Origin of the sequence: Citrobacter sp. EC_71, from assembly GCF_019584005.1 — a bacterium.
Classification (GTDB): Bacteria; Pseudomonadota; Gammaproteobacteria; order Enterobacterales; family Enterobacteriaceae; genus Citrobacter; species Citrobacter werkmanii.
The window spans coordinates 1-19,395 of sequence record NZ_VDAY01000041.1 but is presented as its reverse complement, the minus strand read 5'-3'; the positions used below and the strand labels follow the sequence as shown (position 1 = coordinate 19,395).

The 19,395-nt window shown below is 48.3% G+C and carries 22 protein-coding genes and 2 pseudogenes; 8 read left to right on the top strand and 16 right to left on the bottom strand.

The genetic code is table 11. From position 1 onward, the window contains the following. Positions 1–78 precede the first annotated feature (78 nt). Positions 79–921: a LysR family transcriptional regulator gene (locus FHD02_RS23520; RefSeq protein ID WP_214600678.1), complete on the top strand. Its 843-nt coding sequence runs from the start codon at positions 79–81 to the stop codon at positions 919–921. 100 nt (positions 922–1,021) lie between these two features. On the opposite strand, the gene FHD02_RS23515 is transcribed toward FHD02_RS23520, so the two are convergent. Then, positions 1,022–1,312 (bottom strand): putative quinol monooxygenase, encoded by a 291-nt coding sequence (locus FHD02_RS23515; protein ID WP_016241603.1) that lies wholly within the window; start codon positions 1,310–1,312, stop codon positions 1,022–1,024. Positions 1,313–1,431: 119 nt separating this feature from the next. Beyond that, positions 1,432–1,662, bottom strand: a pseudogene (locus FHD02_RS23510) (helix-turn-helix domain-containing protein); the annotation flags it as partial. A 63-nt stretch (positions 1,663–1,725) separates the two neighbouring features. Between FHD02_RS23510 and FHD02_RS23505 the strand changes: the two are divergent. Both FHD02_RS23505 and FHD02_RS23500 read left to right on the top strand, forming a co-directional pair. Further along, positions 1,726–2,430 (top strand): IS6-like element IS26 family transposase, encoded by a 705-nt coding sequence (locus FHD02_RS23505; protein WP_059328522.1) that lies wholly within the window; start codon positions 1,726–1,728, stop codon positions 2,428–2,430. A 52-nt stretch (positions 2,431–2,482) separates the two neighbouring features. Further along, a pseudogene (locus FHD02_RS23500) lies at positions 2,483–2,818 on the top strand (helix-turn-helix domain-containing protein); the annotation flags it as partial. An 84-nt stretch (positions 2,819–2,902) separates the two neighbouring features. Here FHD02_RS23500 and FHD02_RS23495 read toward each other — a convergent pair. The 5 genes from FHD02_RS23495 to FHD02_RS23475 all read right to left on the bottom strand — a co-directional run bounded on the left by FHD02_RS23495 (position 2,903) and on the right by FHD02_RS23475 (position 6,603). Next, positions 2,903–3,814: a cation diffusion facilitator family transporter gene (locus FHD02_RS23495; RefSeq protein WP_206865174.1), complete on the bottom strand. Its 912-nt coding sequence runs from the start codon at positions 3,812–3,814 to the stop codon at positions 2,903–2,905. 198 nt (positions 3,815–4,012) lie between these two features. Beyond that, the gene (locus tag FHD02_RS23490; RefSeq protein ID WP_206865175.1) at positions 4,013–4,585 is read right to left on the bottom strand and encodes a cytochrome b/b6 domain-containing protein; all 573 of its coding nucleotides are present in this window, start codon (positions 4,583–4,585) and stop codon (positions 4,013–4,015) included. A gap of 503 nt (positions 4,586–5,088) precedes the next feature. Continuing rightward, the gene (locus FHD02_RS23485) at positions 5,089–5,328 is read right to left on the bottom strand and encodes a hypothetical protein (protein ID WP_255597496.1); all 240 of its coding nucleotides are present in this window, start codon (positions 5,326–5,328) and stop codon (positions 5,089–5,091) included. Between the two features lie 574 nt (positions 5,329–5,902). After that, complete coding sequence (locus tag FHD02_RS23480; protein WP_007372346.1) at positions 5,903–6,124, bottom strand: hypothetical protein; 222 nt, start codon at positions 6,122–6,124, stop codon at positions 5,903–5,905. Between the two features lie 260 nt (positions 6,125–6,384). Next, positions 6,385–6,603: a hypothetical protein gene (locus FHD02_RS23475; RefSeq protein ID WP_007372345.1), complete on the bottom strand. Its 219-nt coding sequence runs from the start codon at positions 6,601–6,603 to the stop codon at positions 6,385–6,387. A gap of 282 nt (positions 6,604–6,885) precedes the next feature. Here FHD02_RS23475 and FHD02_RS23470 point away from each other — a divergent pair, with 282 nt between their 5' ends. After that, the gene (locus tag FHD02_RS23470; protein WP_007372343.1) at positions 6,886–7,209 is read left to right on the top strand and encodes a hypothetical protein; all 324 of its coding nucleotides are present in this window, start codon (positions 6,886–6,888) and stop codon (positions 7,207–7,209) included. 35 nt (positions 7,210–7,244) lie between these two features. Here the strand turns inward: FHD02_RS23470 and FHD02_RS23465 are convergent, their stop codons facing one another. The 7 genes from FHD02_RS23465 to FHD02_RS23435 form a co-directional block, all read right to left on the bottom strand. Beyond that, positions 7,245–8,108 (bottom strand): hypothetical protein, encoded by an 864-nt coding sequence (locus tag FHD02_RS23465; RefSeq protein WP_016241543.1) that lies wholly within the window; start codon positions 8,106–8,108, stop codon positions 7,245–7,247. Positions 8,109–8,348: 240 nt separating this feature from the next. Beyond that, the gene (locus FHD02_RS24590; RefSeq protein WP_223226822.1) at positions 8,349–8,723 is read right to left on the bottom strand and encodes a hypothetical protein; all 375 of its coding nucleotides are present in this window, start codon (positions 8,721–8,723) and stop codon (positions 8,349–8,351) included. 171 nt (positions 8,724–8,894) lie between these two features. Further along, positions 8,895–9,293: a hypothetical protein gene (locus FHD02_RS23455; protein ID WP_016241545.1), complete on the bottom strand. Its 399-nt coding sequence runs from the start codon at positions 9,291–9,293 to the stop codon at positions 8,895–8,897. A 21-nt stretch (positions 9,294–9,314) separates the two neighbouring features. Beyond that, positions 9,315–9,632, bottom strand: coding sequence for a hypothetical protein (locus FHD02_RS23450; RefSeq protein WP_009651680.1), 318 nt, complete (start codon positions 9,630–9,632; stop codon positions 9,315–9,317). A gap of 87 nt (positions 9,633–9,719) precedes the next feature. After that, the gene (locus tag FHD02_RS23445) at positions 9,720–10,205 is read right to left on the bottom strand and encodes a hypothetical protein (RefSeq protein ID WP_007372340.1); all 486 of its coding nucleotides are present in this window, start codon (positions 10,203–10,205) and stop codon (positions 9,720–9,722) included. A gap of 410 nt (positions 10,206–10,615) precedes the next feature. Next, positions 10,616–11,482, bottom strand: coding sequence for a RepB family plasmid replication initiator protein (locus FHD02_RS23440; protein WP_008786567.1), 867 nt, complete (start codon positions 11,480–11,482; stop codon positions 10,616–10,618). Between the two features lie 572 nt (positions 11,483–12,054). After that, the gene (locus FHD02_RS23435) at positions 12,055–12,303 is read right to left on the bottom strand and encodes a hypothetical protein (RefSeq protein WP_016241546.1); all 249 of its coding nucleotides are present in this window, start codon (positions 12,301–12,303) and stop codon (positions 12,055–12,057) included. 925 nt (positions 12,304–13,228) lie between these two features. On the opposite strand from FHD02_RS23435, the gene FHD02_RS23430 reads away from it, so the two are divergent. Continuing rightward, complete coding sequence (locus tag FHD02_RS23430; RefSeq protein ID WP_016241547.1) at positions 13,229–14,347, top strand: RepB family plasmid replication initiator protein; 1,119 nt, start codon at positions 13,229–13,231, stop codon at positions 14,345–14,347. A 1,528-nt stretch (positions 14,348–15,875) separates the two neighbouring features. Here FHD02_RS23430 and FHD02_RS23425 read toward each other — a convergent pair. After that, positions 15,876–16,481 carry an HNH endonuclease signature motif containing protein gene (locus FHD02_RS23425; RefSeq protein ID WP_220394360.1) on the bottom strand — a complete coding sequence of 202 codons (606 nt, stop codon included), beginning with the start codon at positions 16,479–16,481 and terminating at the stop codon, positions 15,876–15,878. A gap of 40 nt (positions 16,482–16,521) precedes the next feature. Between FHD02_RS23425 and istA the strand changes: the two genes are divergently transcribed. Continuing rightward, positions 16,522–17,694, top strand: coding sequence for an IS21 family transposase (istA, locus tag FHD02_RS23420; RefSeq protein ID WP_048213832.1), 1,173 nt, complete (start codon positions 16,522–16,524; stop codon positions 17,692–17,694). After that, positions 17,694–18,491, top strand: coding sequence for an IS21-like element helper ATPase IstB (gene istB, locus FHD02_RS23415; protein WP_048213831.1), 798 nt, complete (start codon positions 17,694–17,696; stop codon positions 18,489–18,491). The genes istA and istB overlap by 1 nt, the downstream gene beginning before the upstream one ends. On the opposite strand, the gene FHD02_RS23410 is transcribed toward istB, so the two are convergent. Continuing rightward, positions 18,492–18,725 (bottom strand): hypothetical protein, encoded by a 234-nt coding sequence (locus tag FHD02_RS23410; RefSeq protein WP_255597495.1) that lies wholly within the window; start codon positions 18,723–18,725, stop codon positions 18,492–18,494. A 611-nt stretch (positions 18,726–19,336) separates the two neighbouring features. Between FHD02_RS23410 and FHD02_RS24920 the strand changes: the two genes are divergently transcribed. Further along, on the top strand, positions 19,337–19,395 hold a 59-nt coding region (locus FHD02_RS24920; protein ID WP_097491765.1), incomplete at its 3' end, for an IS1 family transposase.

Genomic DNA, 19,395 nt, shown 5'->3' with positions numbered 1-19,395 from the left:
CGCTTAGTGCTGAATTCACTATCGGCGAAGGTGAGTTGATGGCTCATGATGTCCCTCTGGGATGCGCTCCGGATGAATATGATGATCTCATATCAGGAACTTGTTCGCACCTTCCTTAGCTCCCTGATCGCGGCGCTGGAAGAAGAAGTGGGATATCGACTGTTCGATCGCGATACGCGCAAGGTGCAGTTAAACGGCAATGGCATTCACTTTATTGATATTGCTCGCCGATTGATTCAGTCACATGATGACGCTGTCGTTGAGATCGCATCCTATGCCACCGGTTACAAAGGCAAAATTGTGCTGGCGGTGTTGCCCTCGATGGCGGTGGAGTGGTTGCCACAGGTGCTGGCGGAGCACCATCGTGCGCATCCTGACATCAAGGTTGAGCTGCTGGATACGCAGTGGGATCGCTGCCTGAAGGCGATTCTCGACGGCCGCGCAGACCTCGCATTAACCGCGGGTCAGCCCTCTCCTGGCACCTTCAGTTCGCGAATGCTGTTTGCCGATGAATTTTTTCTGATCTGCCATCGCAGTCACCCGCTGGCGCAGCGCGAGAGCGTCGACGTTGCCGAAGTGGCGCAGCAGGCGTTTGTTGGCTTCTCTCAGGGAACCAGCATCCGCCAGTACACCGATCAGCTGATGGCGCCGCACAGCTTTAACTATGTCCTTGAGGTACGACAGCTGACGACCATGATGGGGCTGATCGCGGCTAACTATGGGGTCAGCATCGTGACCGGCCTGACGCTGTTCCAGTTTCAGCATAAGAACATCGCCATTGTGCCGTTTCGCGATCTGTCATTACAGCGCGGCATCTATCTGGTGACGGATAAAGAGCGGCAGCTTTCACAGTGTGCCAGTGAGTTCTACGAGTTCTTACAGGAAAAGGCGGAGAGTTTTATCCCTCGCTCCGCGCGCTGAGCTTTCGTTTATCGACCGTCGCACCTTTGTGCTCTCAGCCATCGGCAATTGCCACGGGCAGGTCGTCGACTCGCCGGATAACCAGCGAGCCGGTCGTTCGTCAGACGGAGGTGGTCAAGGTTGTGACCTGTAGATCCGCAATACCTTCAATTGCGCGAACCAGCGCGCCGAAAGGGGCAGCCTGAGCGTGTTGCTCCAGCATCTTCGCGGACTGCCAGCGCTCAATCATCACGAACTGGTGATCGTTCTCGCGGTTCAGATGCAGTTGATACAGCTCGCAGCCCGGTTCGCCCTGGACGTCACGCTCTACCGTCTTCAGCGCCTGAAGGACTTTCTCACGCGAGCCTGAATGCGCGGTAATGGTGGCCACAATAGTCACAGCGTCATGCATTTTCATATTCCTTTTGATGAGTTAAGCGATGGCATAAGCATACACCCGTGGCGGCGGTTGAAAATCCTTTTTTTGTGCTAATACCTTCACTTTTCGGGTGAAAATGCGGGTATCAGGGTTTATCGCCCACTGCGTAACGACTGCGGCGGAATGCCGTAACCACGGATAAACACTTCCCGCATATGGCGTCCGTCACGAAAGCCTGATTCACGGGCGATAGAATCCAGAGACAGGTGGCTTTGTTCAATCATCAGCCTGGCAGCCTCCAGCCGAAGCCCTTCAATGGCTTTAGCCGGTGACTTTCCCGTTTCCTGGCGAAACAGACGGCTAAGCTGTCGGGCGCTCAGGTGGGCACTGTTGCAAATAGTCGGTGGTGATAAACTTATCATCCCCTTTTGCTGATGGAGCTGCACATGAACCCATTCAAAGGCCGGCATTTTCAGCGTGACATCATTCTGTGGGCCGTACGCTGGTACTGCAAATACGGCATCAGTTACCGTGAGCTGCAGGAGATGCTGGCTGAACGCGGAGTGAATGTCGATCACTCCACGATTTACCGCTGGGTTCAGCGTTATGCGCCTGAAATGGAAAAACGGCTGCGCTGGTACTGGCGTAACCCTTCCGATCTTTGCCCGTGGCACATGGATGAAACCTACGTGAAGGTCAATGGCCGCTGGGCGTATCTGTACCGGGCCGTCGACAGCCGGGGCCGCACTGTCGATTTTTATCTCTCCTCCCGTCGTAACAGCAAAGCTGCATACCGGTTTCTGGGTAAAATCCTCAACAACGTGAAGAAGTGGCAGATCCCGCGATTCATCAACACGGATAAAGCGCCCGCCTATGGTCGCGCGCTTGCTCTGCTCAAACGCGAAGGCCGGTGCCCGTCTGACGTTGAACACCGACAGATTAAGTACCGGAACAACGTGATTGAATGCGATCATGGCAAACTGAAACGGATAATCGGCGCCACGCTGGGATTTAAATCCATGAAGACGGCTTACGCCACCATCAAAGGTATTGAGGTGATGCGTGCACTACGCAAAGGCCAGGTCTCAGCATTTTATTATGGTGATCCCCTGGGCGAAATGCGCCTGGTAAGCAGAGTTTTTGAAATGTAAGGCCTTTGAATAAGACAAAAGGCTGCCTCATCGCTAACTTTGCAACAGTGCCAGAAAAACTGTTGAGCAACTGGCTTCGTCTGATATCCGGGTGCATTGCCTGGCACTGGGTGGTGTGGACCTGACCAGCCCTGCCGGAAAGATGACCATGCAAGTGATTTCAGCGGTGGCTGAATTTGAGCGGGATTTGCTGCTAGAGCGTACACATTCTGGTATTGCGCGGGCAAAAGCAGCCGGAAAGCGGTTTGGACGTCCTTCAGTACTGAATGAAGAACAGAAAACTACGGTGATTGCGCGTATTAACGCCGGAATCAGTATCAGCGCCATCGCGCGGGAATTTAATACCACCAGGCAAACCATACTCAGGGTAAAGACAGGACAGCAATGATCCTGAGTTCCCAGTTGGACGGTCTGCTATGTGCCAAAAGCGGACATTGCTAACATTCCTGTGTATTAATAAATAGGAAGCTGATCAGTCGAGTGTTTGGTCGCTCATTGAAGCGGGATCTTCCAACGGTTCCACATGAGTGGTGATATGGATAAAAGGCAGTGCTGTGCGAATATCATTCTCTATACGCTCGGCCCAGTCGTGCCCATATTGAACAGTCCATAGCCCAGGAACTAGGATGTGCATTGTCATAAATGCCCGCCCCCCAGCCTGGCGTGTGCGCAATGCATGGAAATCAAGCCCATGTTCACGATATCTCGCCAGCAGCGACTCGATTTTTTTGAGTTCTTCGGCGGGGAGCGAGACGTCCATCAGACCTGCAGCTGAACGACTAATAAGCTGATAACCAGTCCACACGATGTTAGCTGCGACCAGCAATGCAACGACCGGATCGACCCAGAACCAGCCGGTCAGATAAACCAGTCCAACACCAAAAATGACACCGACCGACGTCCAAACATCGGTCAGCAGGTGATGAGCATCTGCCTCTAGAGTGATCGAATTGTGCTGCTTACCCGCCCTTAACAAGATCCGTGCCGTCACAAAATTAAGAACGGATGCGCCTGTAGAAACCAGTAGTCCGAGACCAATCTCCTCAAGCGGCTGCGGAGTTAATATCCGCTCAACTGCGGTATAGCCGATACTGGCCGACGCCAATAGGATCAGAAATCCTTCGAAAGCACTCGAGAAATATTCGGCTTTGCCGTGCCCATATGCATGGTTCTCATCGGCCGGAATCGCAGCCAAAGTCAGCATCCAGAGCGCCATTATGGCACCTGCGAGGTTAACTACGGATTCGATGGCATCGGATAGCAGACCGACCGAGCCGGTCATTTTCCACGCAACACCTTTGAGTCCGATAGTGGCAATAGCCGTGGCAATGGAAAGCCAAGCGTAGTGCGCAAGCGGACGAGGCGCCCCTTTAGTTTTATTCATTATTAACTTCCTAAAATAGGGTGGTTAACTCACATTTTGAACCATACTAGATGTTTAAATAAGCATTACATCTTGAATGTTTTTTCGTTTTTATAAATTTCTTTAAAAAAAGTCTCTACAAGTGCTTTTTATCCTCTAGTACATTAAATTTTATTTTTCGATTTTTTATAACTTGAAGAAAAATTGCCTCACTACAGATTAGTCATTTAGGTTAACTGAGCGACTTTTGTATTTTTCAATTAAAATATGCAAAACTCCCATTGCGCCATGTGCATAAAAATAGATCTCAATGAAAGTAGTAAAGAACTTATGCCAGTGGATTATTATTGCAGCCAGATTTGACTGCATGGTATTCAACAGGAACCATAGGCCACCTGAAAGTGCTACAATTAGTAACGCTAAAACTCCAAGTCCTTGGATTGTACTGGCAATCCCTCCCGAATGAGCATCGGGCAGGCGAAAACTAGTTAGCGTTTTTATATCTTGTTTAATGCCACTAAAATCAAGCCCAGCCCATGAAAAGTAATAAGTAAAACCTCTTTGAGTTAGCATCCAGCTTAACATTATGAAACCACAAATAATCAGTCCTAACCCTGAAATAATGTGCATCCAGGTTATAATCCCTTCAAGGCTATGTTCACCAATTGCTTCGGTCTCCGTTAGATTGGAGTTAATGATTTGTAACAATATTAAAAATGCCACAACAATGTGAAGGGCGCGAAAAAAAGGAGCGTAATCATGGGGTAATAGATTCCAAAGTCGCAATTTCATTAATAATTCCTTAGCAATTTTATCGATACCATGAATCATACATAAGAATTATTAGCATAACCTTAATTTTGAAAATTACAGCAGGTATTAGCTCATCTCATGATATTGCCATTCAGTAAATAGGAATTAAAATCATTATTGCCATGCAATTAGTTTCAGTTCTTGTTATGAAACAAAGCCCCCTATATAGATTAATCTTGCATGGAATTTTATATGTAGTTAAATATGTACTATTCTATAGAGCGATAATCTATTTTTACATTTCATAAGCCAACTCATAAAAAATAAGAATCATGAGCTAAATTAAAAATTTAAGTCGTTTGTATTTTTTCGCGATGATATTAAGTGAGTGCTTGTGATTTTCATAATGCATTAAGTGGTTTGCCAGCCCCTCGTTGATTAATACGCAGTAAGGTTAGCAATTTCTCCACCACGTTTGAGAACAACTGAGAACTTCCGCTCTTCGCTCATAGCTGCCCGTCATGCCAGCTCAAAAAACAGGCTTAACGTAGGATAATTTCCGTTTTCCAAGCGGACCCCTTCAGTAAGTGCTCGGTGATGAATGTAGAAAGAGCTGCCCGCCCACCGTGATTTTTAGGGATACCCAGCGTGGCCAGAATGTCTCTCTTTAGAATATTACGCAGGTTAGCGGCCTTTTTTTCCGCTTCATGTTTGGCCTGCATGTCCCGGCTATGCTGCTTACGTTCGGCCCGGGTTTTCTTCACCTTCACTTTCGTCGTCACTACTCTTTACCTGGCAGGGCATCATCATCATTGATACCGGTCGCGGAGGCCTGCGGTCGTTACCTATCCCCCGCCGCTGGCCGCACATTTGATGGCGAGAGTATACCTGCTCTGTCGGCAGCGCGTCTTTTCTTGTCTTCATATATGCAAAATTAGTCCAACATACAAATGCGATCAGGGTCAACACCCCCGCGTCCACCCTGCAAAGCGCCCTTGACCTTTATACCCACTGAAACCCTCGCGCCCCCGGCCCCTCTTTTTTTTCTCTTTTTTCTCTCTTTTTCTCATATTTTCTCGCATGGCTCATCCAGCGACCGGAGTCCCTATGTGGGGTTTGCAGGAACCGGACGGAAAGACCGGCACGGCCCGGTTGCCGCAGGCGGGGGAAATGGCCAGACCGGGCACGGCGGTTTCTTTTTAAAATGGTGGGCCCGGGCAGAATGGTTACCCCGGGCACGGGCCCGATCCTGAAAACGACACGGAGGTTTCAGGTACGGCTCCCCTTTCTGCCCCAAGCGAAGCGCAGGGGCAGAAAGGGGAAGTTTATTTGTATGTTGGACTAATAGAGGGTGATTTACGTGAATTCTGCCCGGGTTTTCCCGGCGATTATCCCGGAATCCATCACCGATATTCTTCCCTTTATCCTAATACCGGTGATGGCCACCGGCACAAAATGCAGGGTGTTCCGGCCCGGCGAAGATGCGGCCGCAAACCAGCACGAAAGTGTCGGTCGGAAAAAGGTGAAGCCAATGCTGGTGGCCGCACGGAATTCAGGCGGGCACTCGACGTTACTCACCCACGACTCCGGGTTAACGGTTCGACTCCGGGTAGCCTGGCCCGGGTGAAGCCCGGGGCAGGCTACCCTGTTTTTGTATGTTGGACTATTTTGACGGGTACTGGAGCAAACCACTCTGCCACACGATATGGCATTTAGTTACCGCTCTTGCGGTTCATGGATGAAATAGTCGGTTCTGTCAGGAGGGAGTCAGGGAAATGTGAAGAACCGAAATGGCCACGCTGAAAGATCATGTAGCCAGTTCAGATAAGCAAATTGAGTTAACGCCCTCGCTCATACCGCACCAGCTCTTCAGGTTTAGACAACCACTCTGTAATCTGGTGATCATGCATTGACGTATCGTATTCAAAGTCTGGCGGATAATACATATCGCCAACAAACCACTCTTCCTGCTTTAATTCATCCTCATCTATATCACAACCGCTATCAAGCCAGTCCCATCGGCCTCTTTTGTTAAAAATCACTCTCCCATTCGGCATAAAAGCTCCTTATTCAGTCAGATGGTTACGGTCTCGATATCTCGATGCCAGGTTAACATCGTTCACCAGTTTTACCACGGCTGGACGTTCGGCTTCAGTCCAGGAATCAGGCTGATAGTACACCCGCAGCGATTATCATCAAACTACTTCGCCTCTCAATCCCGCGCTCTCAAATTTCTGTTATGCATCATGCCAGAGTACAATATGAGGACACTATCGCCGGAATATTACCGACCGCCCCGACGATTAACGTTACCGGCCTAAGCTGAGGAAAATGGTTCTATGAAGTCATTTCTGATCAAAATGTCAAACGCGCATAACGAACACATCCGGGAAGTCGCTTCCGTGGATGAAGCTATTCGTATCGCATCCGAAAGAGCAAATGAAGGTTTCTGGCTTCCACCCAGCCGGGTCTGCGAAATGAGCAAGGAACATGAAGGCCGGTATACAGTCGGTGATGATGGCTGGTTCCGCCCCATCGAGCTGGCGGTTCCAGTCGAAATAGAAGAAGTGAAGTCGTCCTACGGGAACGGTGGTTACGACATGATTTCCGTAGGCAAATGGATCCAGACTCAATCAGGCTGGCAACCGTCACCGGCTGTCTGACTCTCCTTTTGTTTCGGTGGGGCTAGAGTGCCCCACTATTCTTCCGCTTTACGCTCGCGTTTTTCTTTGTCGCACTTCACTTTTTCATAAGCCTTGCCAAACCACTTAGGCTCTTTTCCCATCCCCGAATAAGATAGTCCTTCCGGCAGACTCTTCCAGAACACCGTTATCGCCTCGGCAAATTCTCTAAACTGTTCCTCGGAAACTTCAAGTTCTTCGTGGCGAGCTGGTCTCTCTTGCGGATAACCTTCGCATTGCCATACTGAGTAGTACTCCGGGTGAGCATTAACCAGTTTCTGGTGGGCATCACCATCTCCATGTTTATAAACGTTGACAACCTGATGACATGCACTGATTAACGGGAAACATGGCATGTTTCGTACTTCAATACCCAGCCATTCCATCAAATCCATAAGCCTCGGAAAACTGAGGTTCCAGATCAAATCTGATATCACAACCATGTCGAGCCACCGCCAGCTTCTGGCCTCCCGGATAAGCAGATCTCGTAATGCCTTGTCAAACTGGTGGTACATCCCAGCGGTCAGGGAAAGCGTGACCGTGACCTTCATTTCCCGCAACGCAACCCAGTGGCAAGCTTCAATCTGTTCAATATTCTCGTATACGTCACTTTCGTCGTGGTAATCAGGATTGAACCAGTCTCCAGCTGACTCTATAAATGACTCGCCTTTCTTTGTCGCTTCACTCCTGATCTCCACATCACTGAACTGCGACAGCAAACGTTCCTGCGCTTGTTCAGCGTAAAAAAGATGCGGGTTAAGCACCCACGGTCGGTCAATTGCCGCAAAGAAAAAGATGTTCCATCTCGGGTCGATAATTTCTTTTTCAGCATCAACAGCTGGCGCTGATACACTGCGGTTTGATTGTTTTTTTCTACCCATACCACTATCCAAATTAAAAACAGACGAAAAAAAACCGTCCAGCTGGACGGTTAATATCAAAATATCCTTCAGAAGTCTGACACGGGTCAGGCGCTAACCCGGGCAGTCGCTACTCACTAATTAAACCCCGCATAGGGGAAAACAATATTTTGATACTCCGACAACGCACCCCGCGATGGGGGAAGGTATGTCAGGCCAGTCTAACAAACCCAAAGCTCGTTGCAACCGCCAATCAGTGACTTAATCCTGGCAATCCTGATCATCAGTTTCAGTTCCGCAACTTAAGTAATCCATATTTAAAAACATTTTGTTCCCCGAGCCTGCCAATGCAGACAGACCTGAGATTTTACAGATCACGACAATCGACGGTACGCGTTTATAAATCTCGATTTCGCTTTCCCAACTTGACGCAAGATACCTTTCAAGCTGAAGTTCAGGGGTTACATCAACAGGTTGAATTCTGACCACAAAACCGTCTTTTCGCCCCTCATTGCGAAGAGATGTTAGCTGTTTTATCTCTGCATCGTTGAGTGTGGAAAATTTACGGCCATTAAGAATATGAGAGCAAAAATTGAAGCCAGTGATATGAGATGAGCCACCAGTTATCGATTCCAAAATGCTTGCATATTAGCTATCTGGGGGTTAGGCTCGCCTGTTTGCGGAGTGGATTCACATAATTCAAGGAGTCTTTCCAATTCCGATTTGGAATCACCCATACCCAATTCATTGCAAGGAAAAACATTGTGATTATTATTCATGAAAACTCCGTAGCATTAGATTTGAAGGCTAGTTTTCAACACTATGGGATCCCGAAATAAGTTCTCCCCCCCGCTCCCGGTAAGCTTTCGTTAATACCGCATAACTTTCTGAATTAACATGCTCATCAACCCCCGAACAAATCAGCCGGTTCGTCGGTGCTTCAAAAGCGTGGCGTTCGTATTTTTCGACCACGCGACAATCTTCCGACCATCTCTTGCCGAGCAACAAATCATTTGTGGTAATTGATGGAAACATCATCAATGCAAAAATTCCCCCAAGACAGCCTATTGGCACGAGCCACATGCAAACGATCTTGTTTTCGGAGCGTACAAATTTCAACCCGATGGTAGCGCCTATGATAGTCACGACAAATACCACCAGCAGAATTTTTAAGGGTAAAATCAGATCTGCGGCATAAATTAGCATTAATCATATCTCCTTAACTTTTCAATATTTGGTTCCTTCAAAAAGCCATCCATACTTTCCTTCATCTGGATGATCTGTCTTGTAGTTTATCTGGCAAGTGGTGAACTGACGCATCCATTCTCGTGACCTAAAAAATTTCCCACGAGGAAGTTTATCGCCAGGTAAGCATTGTTCAGCCCATTCGACAAAAGCAGGACAAACCCCCTTAAAGTGAGGAATAACAACTTGCGTGGCTTCTTTACGCATTACTGCTGACTGAATGGTTTTGGGATCAATCGTCATGGCTTCACAGGCTAACCCGACTTCACAAACATTTCTATTCTGCTGATGTTCTGTCATAGCGCCTTCCAGTTGAAGTTAAGTAGGGTCAGTTTGGATTTGAAAATTGTTGTACGGTAAGCCTGTTCTTGAACCTGCTTCGTGATCTTATGCCCGTTTGATGGCCACGGACTGACGCAAAAGTGCAAGAACGTCACTGACACTCATATCCCACGCATCCGCCTGCCGTTTCAGAATAAATGCCCCTACTTCCATTCTTTGGGCATGGTTCAACATATGCGTCAGCATATCCCCACCATGAGAAAAGTTTATCCCGCAGCCGGATGCACCATTGTTGATGAGCGTAAAACCTTTGTTTTTATCGGTTCCGTGAAAGTTTGCCCTCATCTCCTTTTCCAGCCCGAACAATACCGCGCAACATTGAGTTAATTCATAGCGATTCAGCTGGATGACGCGCTTAAGCTCCCATTGGGCTTCTTTTGCGCCATCAGCAATCGGAGCCATAGTGATGTTCACCGTGGGAAACGCATCCTTACCAGGCGAAACCACATATTGAAAATCAAGAGCAGTACGTTTTGCGCCCGTTTGCCGGTCTGCATAAAGCTTCAGCTGCTTACCAAATGTCGAAGTCATAACTATCCTCCAGAACTTAATTTACCCTGGTCATTCCAGCCGACAAAAGATTGTCGGGTTGTTTTCTACAGGCCTTCCCTCTCAATCCCACCGGGTATATTTTCCCCTTCCCTCTCGTTCCCACCGGCGATAAAAACTGTGCAGATTAAAAAAGTATCTTTTTGGGATTAGGCGAACAGCAGTAATTATAAAGAGGAGTGTTATTTTCTTTATTTTTCATGGTAATACAAGTTGTATTCAATAGAGGCCTGACGCGCCCCATCAGCTTTTCAGATGTAAATGGGACTATTTATCCTTTAGCGACTACAAAATCACGGGTGGGTTTGAGAGGGAAACGTCAACTTAGTGTTTTTGACCGGTGGGAATGAGACAGCACATTCCCGGAACCGGGCAAAAAGACGTTTCAAACATCAGGAACCTGTTAGTTTGGGATTCCGATCCGTGATCTGAATGGTGGGTACGCTGGTGTCCACCAGGTAGTAAAATTTCAGGTAACCGATGCTGGCAAGCACATCGAGAGCAGTTCGCATTTTCCGGTTCTGTTCGGCAATGCGCCCATTGAGCAGTAAACGCTGTCGAAGTCTGTCAAAGGTGATCGGGGCTGGATGTTGAGGTAGCGCTTCAAAAAATGTATAGAGCGCCTGAGCCGTTTCATTCCTGGTAAGTAGCTCCAGGGGTTTCTTCCGCAACAGAGTAAGATGATCTGAACGGTACAAATCCCAGAGTCGTTCGTCGGCTTCCAGGATGATGTAATCACTTTCACCATCAAATTCCGCCTCTTTCAGCAACCCGGCTACTTTGAACTTGGTGATCCCCGGGTTCTTCTCAAACCGAATGCTTTTTGAGCGAATCTTCGTCAACGAATCGGCTATCTCATTGCGCAGTTTCGTGCTGTAGCGTTTTGATGGGTAGCCGCAGAGTTTGGCAAATTCACTAAAGGGCATTTTAATCCGGTTACCTTTCAGCGCATCAGGCGATACGCTGAAGGAATGGACGATTGCTGTCCAGCACCGGAAGTCCTGGAAATAATTCAGCATCGGGCCGGTGATCTTTATGTCCGTGTACCCTTCCTGTTTTGCAATTTCCAGACTGGATAGCGCTTCCGTCACGTTTAGCGTGACCGTTGCCTCTGTTCGGCAACTGGGAGTAAAAACGCCCAGGCGGAGCAGTGATACAGGTTGTACTGATGAATTTTTTGTCACCGTCAGCTTTCCAGTCGACGGCTGATTGAAGTCGGGAATAGCGTCCTTGAAAAGAAGAACTTCATTCGAGTTCATCGTGTGGATCCCCCAGTTTTATTGTTATTTTCCGGGTATCTTGGAATGCCCAGTCCGGGCGAATGTATCACGGTGATTTTTATTGATCATGAGAAATAGGGGTCATTTAGTCCCCATTTATCGGGTATTGGTTTTTATTTGTACTAAATCAATACGTTATTTCAGAGATGAATCGGATAAATGTCGTTGACATCAAATTTTTGATCTGCTGCCAGTGTGGACAAAAAATGAATACCGATCACCTATTTTTGAGATTTGTTACGTATGATTATGTTTTTATTTGATGTTTTCATTAGCACAGCAGATGTTGATAATTAAGTTCCTTTCCCCTTCCAATCCCACCGTTATTCCCTTTGAACACCACCAGCTACCAGGCTAACCCCACCGACAGCCCTTCAGAGCTCACTTTTTTCCCTCTCAACCCCACCGGGGCAGGTCTTCAGAGCTTACCAGCTGCGGGTTTGCGGGAGCGGGGATCTTTTTGGTTCTATTTGGTCTTAATCTGGATCGATCTGTTGATCTACCCGGTGGATATGTGGATTAGTTGAGTCACGTCCTTGTTACTCGGTTGCTTAAATTTGGCCACTACGAACTGTCTCAATACCACTCTGAACAACATCCCAGTTGATACCGATATCACCATCGTGAGTTCGGTCTATCAACGCTAAGGTCGACTCAGCTTCGCTAGCTGAAACCTGCGGCATGTTTCGGTCTATTGCTAACTCCTGAACATCAGACTTGTACCAGACACGGACTAGCACCTTTTCGTCAGGGTTCATTTTTTGCAGCTTTGCGATAATTTCTTTTGCAGTTGCGTACATGTGAGTGCCTCTTATCGTTTTGTTTACACAATCAGTAAAGCACCGAGTCAGTAGCTGACGAAGGCAAAAAAGATACTTTTCCACAGGACAGTTCCAATAAAGAGATCCCAAAGGTGCAACGGAGTACAAAAGAGATCCCTGTACGCTGCAAGCCGCATGGTTACTGGGCTCAAGGGCATTTTATGACAATGGTAATGACTTTTTTGACATTGGTAATGATTAAAATGACATTGGTAGTGACTATTTCGACGTTAGTAGTGAGTATTTGTGACAATGGTAGTGAGTTTTATTGTGTGATCTGAAGGTATAACTCTTAAAGAGTTTTGAGTATATTTCTATTATAATTCATATAGATACCATCTATCACCTGTATGATGAAACAAAATTATTAAAATCTTATCCACTGTTTTCTATACGCATTTTCCTTTCATGCCCGTACATATTTTCGACAATTTAGCTATTCGATGTTGATTTAACTCGAAGAGAGAATTTATCCCCATTTTCCACAAGGTAGTTCCAATAATTAGTACCTTACGAGTTCCCATAGATCACAAGAGATCCCCGCAGCTCGGAAGCCAGACGGCACAAGGCCTGGAAGCCAATCGGTGACAACGGTAGTGATTATTTTGACATTGGTAGTGAGTTTTTTAACGGTAGTAGTGAGTTTTTTGACAACGGTAGTGATTGCGGCGACAATGGTAGTGATTTTTTAAAGGATCTTTTTCACCGGAATTGATCCTTTGTTGATAAACTACGTATGTATTTGTTTTTATGTGAATTTCAGAGTTTTATATTTAGTCGTGGCGTTTTTTTAGCCTGGACTTATGCACAATCTGAGATCGTCGCAGAGATCCCTTAAGTGACACTGAGGGCTTTGGGCGATAGTATTCAATAATCTGTTGATTAATACAGTCGATAAACCACTATGACCAATGAGAAAGATTCTGAGCAGCAAGGCCAGATGGTTACCAGGGCTTTCTCTGTAACAGAGAGAGAGACAGGTAAAGAAATTATTTTACGTCCTAATAGCAGCAGGACGGTTCAGTCTATCGCGCTCATGCGCCTTGGGTTGTTTGTGCCATCACCAAAAAGCGTTGGCCGTCAGAGTCGTGAATACAAAACTGTTGGCTTTGATGCCACGAAAGAACTACAGACACTTTCTTTGATGGAGAGCGAGGGTTTCACCAATATCTCGATCGTGGGTCAGCGCCTCGATATGTCTGTTGACTTCAAAACGTGGATGGGAATCATCCGAACGCTAGCTAACCATCCGATTGATAACGATAAGATCAGCCTCAAATTTACTGAGTTTCTGAAGCTCTGTAACCCTGAAAATTATCGTTCCTCTACCGCATCCCGTAAGCGTATCGACGCGTCGTTACGCAGGCTGGCATCCGTGATGTTGTCCTTCACCAGCACCCACTCGTCAAAGGTGTATACGACGCACCTGGTGCAGTCTGCCTTGCTTGACCCGGACTCTGATCAGGTAGAGCTACAGATAGACCCTAAGATATTCGAGTTGTATCAGTACGACCACAAGGTTTTGATGCAGCTGAAGGCTATCAAGGAACTGGCGAAAAAAGAGAGCGCACAGGCGCTTTACACGTTCATTGAGTCACTTCCACCAAATCCAATCCCGATCTCCTTAACGAGACTTAAGAACCGATTAAATCTTAAGACCCGTGCCAACAGCCAGAACGCCACAGTACGTAAGGCATTGGAGGAGCTGGCATCCATTGGTTACCTTCAGTACACCGAAGTAAAAAAAGATGGGAAGGTTTATTTCCAGATCCACAAACGCGATCCTGATTTGAATCTGAACAATATCCAACCACCACCTGATGGTGATGGCGAGGGTGATGCTGATGAGGAGAACAATGGCACGTCGGGTAAAAATAATGGTGAGCCACTGGAAGGTGAATTGTGCCCACCAGATGAGCCCATTGATGGGGATGAAACGTTAACCATCCATGACTTAACAGCTGAAGAACTTCACTACATTCGCAGCCTTAGAAGCCAGAAAAAGAACAATCCCGCCAGCTAGCATTCCCTCCGGGCTGTCAGATGACGGCCTGGAACCCTCCCTCCCTGCACATCGTCAGAGAATCCTGTTTAGCTTAATGACAACGGTATTGAGTGACGCGGTCACTACTGTTGTCATTGCGGGGTGACCACTCATGACAATGGTAATGAGACTAGATAGCTCACTACTGTTGTCATCATCGACATCTCTCCAGACCAGCTTCTCAGGGAAGGTCTTACACCGCTCACTACCATTGTCGGAATCGCCGGTACAGACAAATCGCTGATACCCATGACACCATGACATCGGCAATGAGTCTTGGCAGCTCACTGCTGTTGTCATCATCGACAACTCTCCAGAGCAGCTTCTCGGAGAAGACCTCATACCGCTCACTACCATTGTCGGCATCGTCAGTACGGATTTATCGCTGATTCCCATGACACAATGACAACGGTAATGAGTGATTTGACTCACTACCGCTGTCATTTGCTCCCGGCGCATTTGAATGACCACTGTATTGACTAAGAATACTCACTACCGTTGTCATTCATGATTCAGACCAAGTTCTTACTGCTCCACCAGCACAATGACAACGGAAATGAGTTCTGTTGGTCATTACCGTTGTCATATGCATTCCAGGTTAATCAGGCCTTTCAGGTAGCTATGGTAAGGATTCACTCGCCGTACTGTCTGCTCGTACTTGAGGGGCGGGATGAATGACCGTGGTAGTGACCGCGTCACTCCCTGTCGTTGTCGTTGTATGAATACATGGCCTGTCGGTGACAATGGAAATGAGTCCAACCGCTGTCGTAGCTAACCTGATTGGTCAATGACAATGGATGTGATTTTTTCAAGTCTCTACCATTGTCATCGTTTCCAAGTACATTTCAGTGGGGTCGTTCCGGCGATGACGAATCAAGTGAGTGCGGGATCACAACCATTGTCGAGGCACAACTTGCCGGTTGTAGCCATACCGAACGCTGCGACAACGATAGTGATCTCGATCACTCATTACCGTTGTCACCAGGCGGATGGTGAAGCACCAGAATCACTACTGTTGTCATCTAACATTCTGCTACCCATGCAACCAATGACGATGGTAGTGAGCAACGCCGTCTACTTGCTGTATATAGGGATAGTATGATGAGCCATAACAATGGTAATGACTCACTACCATTGTCATAGTTCCTGTACTTGATTGCCGGTAACCAGACAAGGGTTAACCATTAAGTCACTACCGTTGTCATTACAGAAAGGTACTTTCCTTAATTGTCATTACCGTTGTCGACCATGCACCCTCTTACCAGTAGTAACGGTTCGTTAATTATGTGAAGGTGATCATTACCATTGTCACTGGTTACACTCCCGGCAGATTCAAAAATCGAGTGACAATGGATGTGAGTTCGATGCGCAGGACGGCATCTCAGTGCCGATGGCAATAGTTATGAGCTGACCAGACTGGTGACAACGATAATGAGCCAAGCATTGAAGCCCGTTTGCTACGACAACGGTAATGATTAGGCCTCACTACCGTTGTCAGACACGATGCTTACTTCGGCCAGGTAAGTTCATCCCACCGGGATTTTAACCAGGCAGGGTTTACAGGTTTTCTTGTCGGTAATATTGGCCGAGCTTCATACGCGATGAGATCGTCATCCTTAGCCAGGATAGTGGGGTGGAAATGGATTGTCAGGGTGCTGGGATTAATCACACACAGGCCGTTGTCGTATAACCGATGTATGTCTGCCCGAAGCCACAGGCCATTACTCCAGTGGTCAGAGCCCGCTTTATGATGCTCAATCAGATGTGCTGCTTCTCCCCTGCATTTTGTCTTCACACCGGTGACGACACACCGCTCCATGCAGTTGAAGTATACCCTGTCGCTGAATTTCTTCTGATCAGGACGGGACATCGCACCGTACCGGCGATATCCAAAGCGTTTTGGTGAGACTTTCTCATCCAGGTCATCGTCAAATGAATCCTGACTCTCAGGCCGGAAGGTCTTCAGACGAACTTCCCAGCGAATGCCGTCACGTGCAAATTGCTGCCCTACGCGTGGGTCATCATCAGGCCAGATAGCTATTCCCTTAGCTTTGTTAGCGCCAATGATATAAGACGGTAATTCACCATTTGAATTGTCCGCTCCACCCAACATGTTGTTTCCTTGAGGTTCTCACACCAGAAAGGACATCGACATGCTGAGCAGAGAGGACTTTTACATGATAAAACAAATGCGCAAGCAGGGTGCGTACATTATCGATATTGCAACTCAGGTGGGTTGCTCTGAACGCACCGTCAGACGGTATCTTAAATACCCTGAGCCACCGGCCAGAAAGACGCGCCACAAAATGGCCAAACTGAAGCCGTTTATGGATTATATCGATACACGTCTGGCCGAAAATGTCTGGAATGGCGAGGTCATCCTCGCAGAAATCAAAGCGATGGGTTACACCGGTGGTCGCTCCATGCTGCGCTATTACATCCAGCCCAAACGCAAAATGCGTCCGTCGAAGAAAACTGTCCGCTTCGAAACCCAGCCCGCTTACCAGTTGCAGCACGACTGGGGCGAAGTTGAGGTGGAGGTCGCCGGGCAGCGATGCAAAGTTAACTTCGCGGTTAATACGCTGGGGTTCTCCCGTCGCTTCCATGTCTTCGCCGCGCCAAAGCAGGATGCGGAACACACCTATGAGTCGCTGGTTCGCACCTTCCGCTACTTTGGTGGCAGTGTGAAAACCGTGCTGGTTGATAACCAGAAAGCGGCGGTGCTGAAAAATAACAACGGGAAAGTGGTGTTCAACTCCGGGTTCCTGTTGCTGGCCGACCACTATGACTTCCTGCCGCGTGCCTGTCGTCCGCGCAGGGCCAGAACCAAAGGTAAGGTGGAGCGGATGGTGAAATATCTCAAGGAGAACTTCTTCGTCCGCTATCGCAGGTTCGACAGCTTCGCTCATGTTAACCAGCAACTGGAGCAATGGATGGCTGATGTGGCTGACAAACGGGAGCTTCGCCAGTTCAGACAGACCCCGGAACAGCGCTTCGCGCTCGAGCAGGAACATCTGCAGCCGTTGCCTGATACGGACTTCGATACCAGCTACTTCGACATCCGCCATGTCTCCTGGGACAGCTATATCGAGGTTGGCGGCAATCGCTACAGCGTTCCCGAAACGCTGTGTGGCCAGCCGGTCTCGATACGCATATCGCTGGATGATGAGTTGCGGATCTACAGTAATGAGCAGCAGGTGGCATCACACCGGCTCTGTTCAGCATCATCTGGCTGGCAAACGGTGCCGGAACATCATGCCCCGCTCTGGCAGCAGGTCAGCATGGTGGAGCATCGTCCACTGAGTGCGTATGAGGAGCTGCTGTGATGCATGAACTTGAAGCGCTGCTGAGTCGCCTGAAAATGGAGCACCTGAGTTATCACGTGGAAAGTCTGCTGGAGCAGGCAGCTAAAAAAGAGCTGAACTATCGGGAGTTCCTGTACATGGCGCTGCAGCAGGAATGGAACGGCAGGCATCAGCGCGGTATGGAGTCCCGGCTGAAGCAGGCTCGTCTGCCGTGGGTCAAAACGCTGGAGCAGTTCGACTTCAGCTTCCAGCCAGGCATCGATCGTAAGGTCGTCAGGGAGCTGGCCGGTCTGGCGTTCGTGGAACGCAGTGAGAACGTGATCCTGCTGGGTCCTCCCGGAGTGGGGAAAACCCACCTGGCTGTAGCCCTCGGCGTGAAAGCGGCGGATGCAGGTCACAGGGTGTTGTTCATGCCACTCGACAGACTGGTAGCAACGCTGATGAAAGCGAAGCTGGAAAACCGGCTGGAGCGTCAGCTACAACAGCTGAGCTATGCGCGTGTGCTAATCCTGGACGAAATAGGCTACCTGCCGATGAACAGAGAGGAAGCCAGTCTGTTCTTCCGCCTGCTGAATCGCCGGTATGAAAAAGCGAGCATAATCCTGACATCAAACAAAGGCTTCGCAGACTGGGGAGAGATGTTCGGCGATAACGTGCTGGCAACGGCGATCCTGGATCGGCTGCTGCACCACTCAACCACAGTGAATATAAAAGGAGAAAGTTACCGGTTGAAGGAAAAACGCAAAGCCGGAGTGCTGGCTAAAAACGCAACGCCAATCAGTGATGATGAAATGGCGGAAAGCGGACAACAGAAGTGATCAAATAGCGGACATTAAAAATGGCGAAAAACGGCCATAAATCTTGGCGTTGACAGCTTTAACAGCCAGCCGGAACTGGCGGGCATCAGCAGGGGTTCCCGTGCGGGTTAGTGTCATAAATTCATGGACACTCCGGTACTCCACTGGTTCTCCTGATGAGCCAGCAGGCCTGGCGAGAACCTTGTCTTTAATATCGCGGGCGAGTTTATCGGTTTGATTTTTATCTGAAGCCATGTGAGCTATGCCATACCGGAAGAGGGAGGCATGAATAATGGGCTGTTTTCCGAGGATAAGCCATAGATACTCACTACTGTTGTCATTCTTGTCGATGACAACAGTAGTGAGTCTGGTTGGTATGCATCATGTCGAAATCGGAGCACCGGTGACTTATCGAATAGTCTGAACTGACTTGTAATGCGCTTGTGCAGGGTGGCCATAAGCCGTATTCGAGCGTGGAACTTCGAGGTGACCCGGCATCCATCCGGTCGTTTTTGCAACCCAGAAACAGCGTTCCTCACCGTCATCGGTAGTGACTCTAACACGACAACCTTCAAGCCCAATTAGTTGGGGGGAAAGATTACCGGGGCAGCATTTCCGGGAAGCGTTAGCATATACCTGCCCGCGCCGCATGAGTTCTGCACATTGTTCAAAATGTTCTTCTGTACCCAGTGCAGCTACTGGTGCTTCAACGTCCATCCAGTCAGCTACGGCGGTTGCTTTTGTATGCAGGAGATCAAATCCGTAGCTTGATAGAATAGAGCCACATTTAAGAACATAGAGCTGCTGCTCTGGTGATGCTGCCAACTTACTGATTTAGTGTATGATGGTGTTTTTGAGGTGCTCCAGTGGCTTCTGTTTCTATCAGCTGTCCCTCCTGTTCAGCTACTGACGGGGTGGTGCGTAA

Bases quoted from the DNA above. Each gene is read 5' to 3' on its own strand.
- FHD02_RS23520 (WP_214600678.1), top strand. From the start codon at position 79: ATGATGATCTCATATCAGGAACTTGTTCGCACCTTCCTTAGCTCCCTG.
- FHD02_RS23515 (WP_016241603.1), bottom strand. From the start codon at position 1,312: ATGCATGACGCTGTGACTATTGTGGCCACCATTACCGCGCATTCAGGC.
- FHD02_RS23505 (WP_059328522.1), top strand. From the start codon at position 1,726: ATGAACCCATTCAAAGGCCGGCATTTTCAGCGTGACATCATTCTGTGG.
- FHD02_RS23495 (WP_206865174.1), bottom strand. From the start codon at position 3,814: ATGAATAAAACTAAAGGGGCGCCTCGTCCGCTTGCGCACTACGCTTGG.
- FHD02_RS23490 (WP_206865175.1), bottom strand. From the start codon at position 4,585: ATGAAATTGCGACTTTGGAATCTATTACCCCATGATTACGCTCCTTTT.
- FHD02_RS23475 (WP_007372345.1), bottom strand. From the start codon at position 6,603: ATGCCGAATGGGAGAGTGATTTTTAACAAAAGAGGCCGATGGGACTGG.
- FHD02_RS23470 (WP_007372343.1), top strand. From the start codon at position 6,886: ATGAAGTCATTTCTGATCAAAATGTCAAACGCGCATAACGAACACATC.
- FHD02_RS23465 (WP_016241543.1), bottom strand. From the start codon at position 8,108: ATGGGTAGAAAAAAACAATCAAACCGCAGTGTATCAGCGCCAGCTGTT.
- FHD02_RS23455 (WP_016241545.1), bottom strand. From the start codon at position 9,293: ATGCTAATTTATGCCGCAGATCTGATTTTACCCTTAAAAATTCTGCTG.
- FHD02_RS23450 (WP_009651680.1), bottom strand. From the start codon at position 9,632: ATGACAGAACATCAGCAGAATAGAAATGTTTGTGAAGTCGGGTTAGCC.
- FHD02_RS23445 (WP_007372340.1), bottom strand. From the start codon at position 10,205: ATGACTTCGACATTTGGTAAGCAGCTGAAGCTTTATGCAGACCGGCAA.
- FHD02_RS23440 (WP_008786567.1), bottom strand. From the start codon at position 11,482: ATGAACTCGAATGAAGTTCTTCTTTTCAAGGACGCTATTCCCGACTTC.
- FHD02_RS23435 (WP_016241546.1), bottom strand. From the start codon at position 12,303: ATGTACGCAACTGCAAAAGAAATTATCGCAAAGCTGCAAAAAATGAAC.
- FHD02_RS23430 (WP_016241547.1), top strand. From the start codon at position 13,229: ATGACCAATGAGAAAGATTCTGAGCAGCAAGGCCAGATGGTTACCAGG.
- FHD02_RS23425 (WP_220394360.1), bottom strand. From the start codon at position 16,481: ATGTTGGGTGGAGCGGACAATTCAAATGGTGAATTACCGTCTTATATC.
- istA (WP_048213832.1), top strand. From the start codon at position 16,522: ATGCTGAGCAGAGAGGACTTTTACATGATAAAACAAATGCGCAAGCAG.
- istB (WP_048213831.1), top strand. From the start codon at position 17,694: ATGCATGAACTTGAAGCGCTGCTGAGTCGCCTGAAAATGGAGCACCTG.
- FHD02_RS23410 (WP_255597495.1), bottom strand. From the start codon at position 18,725: ATGGCTTCAGATAAAAATCAAACCGATAAACTCGCCCGCGATATTAAA.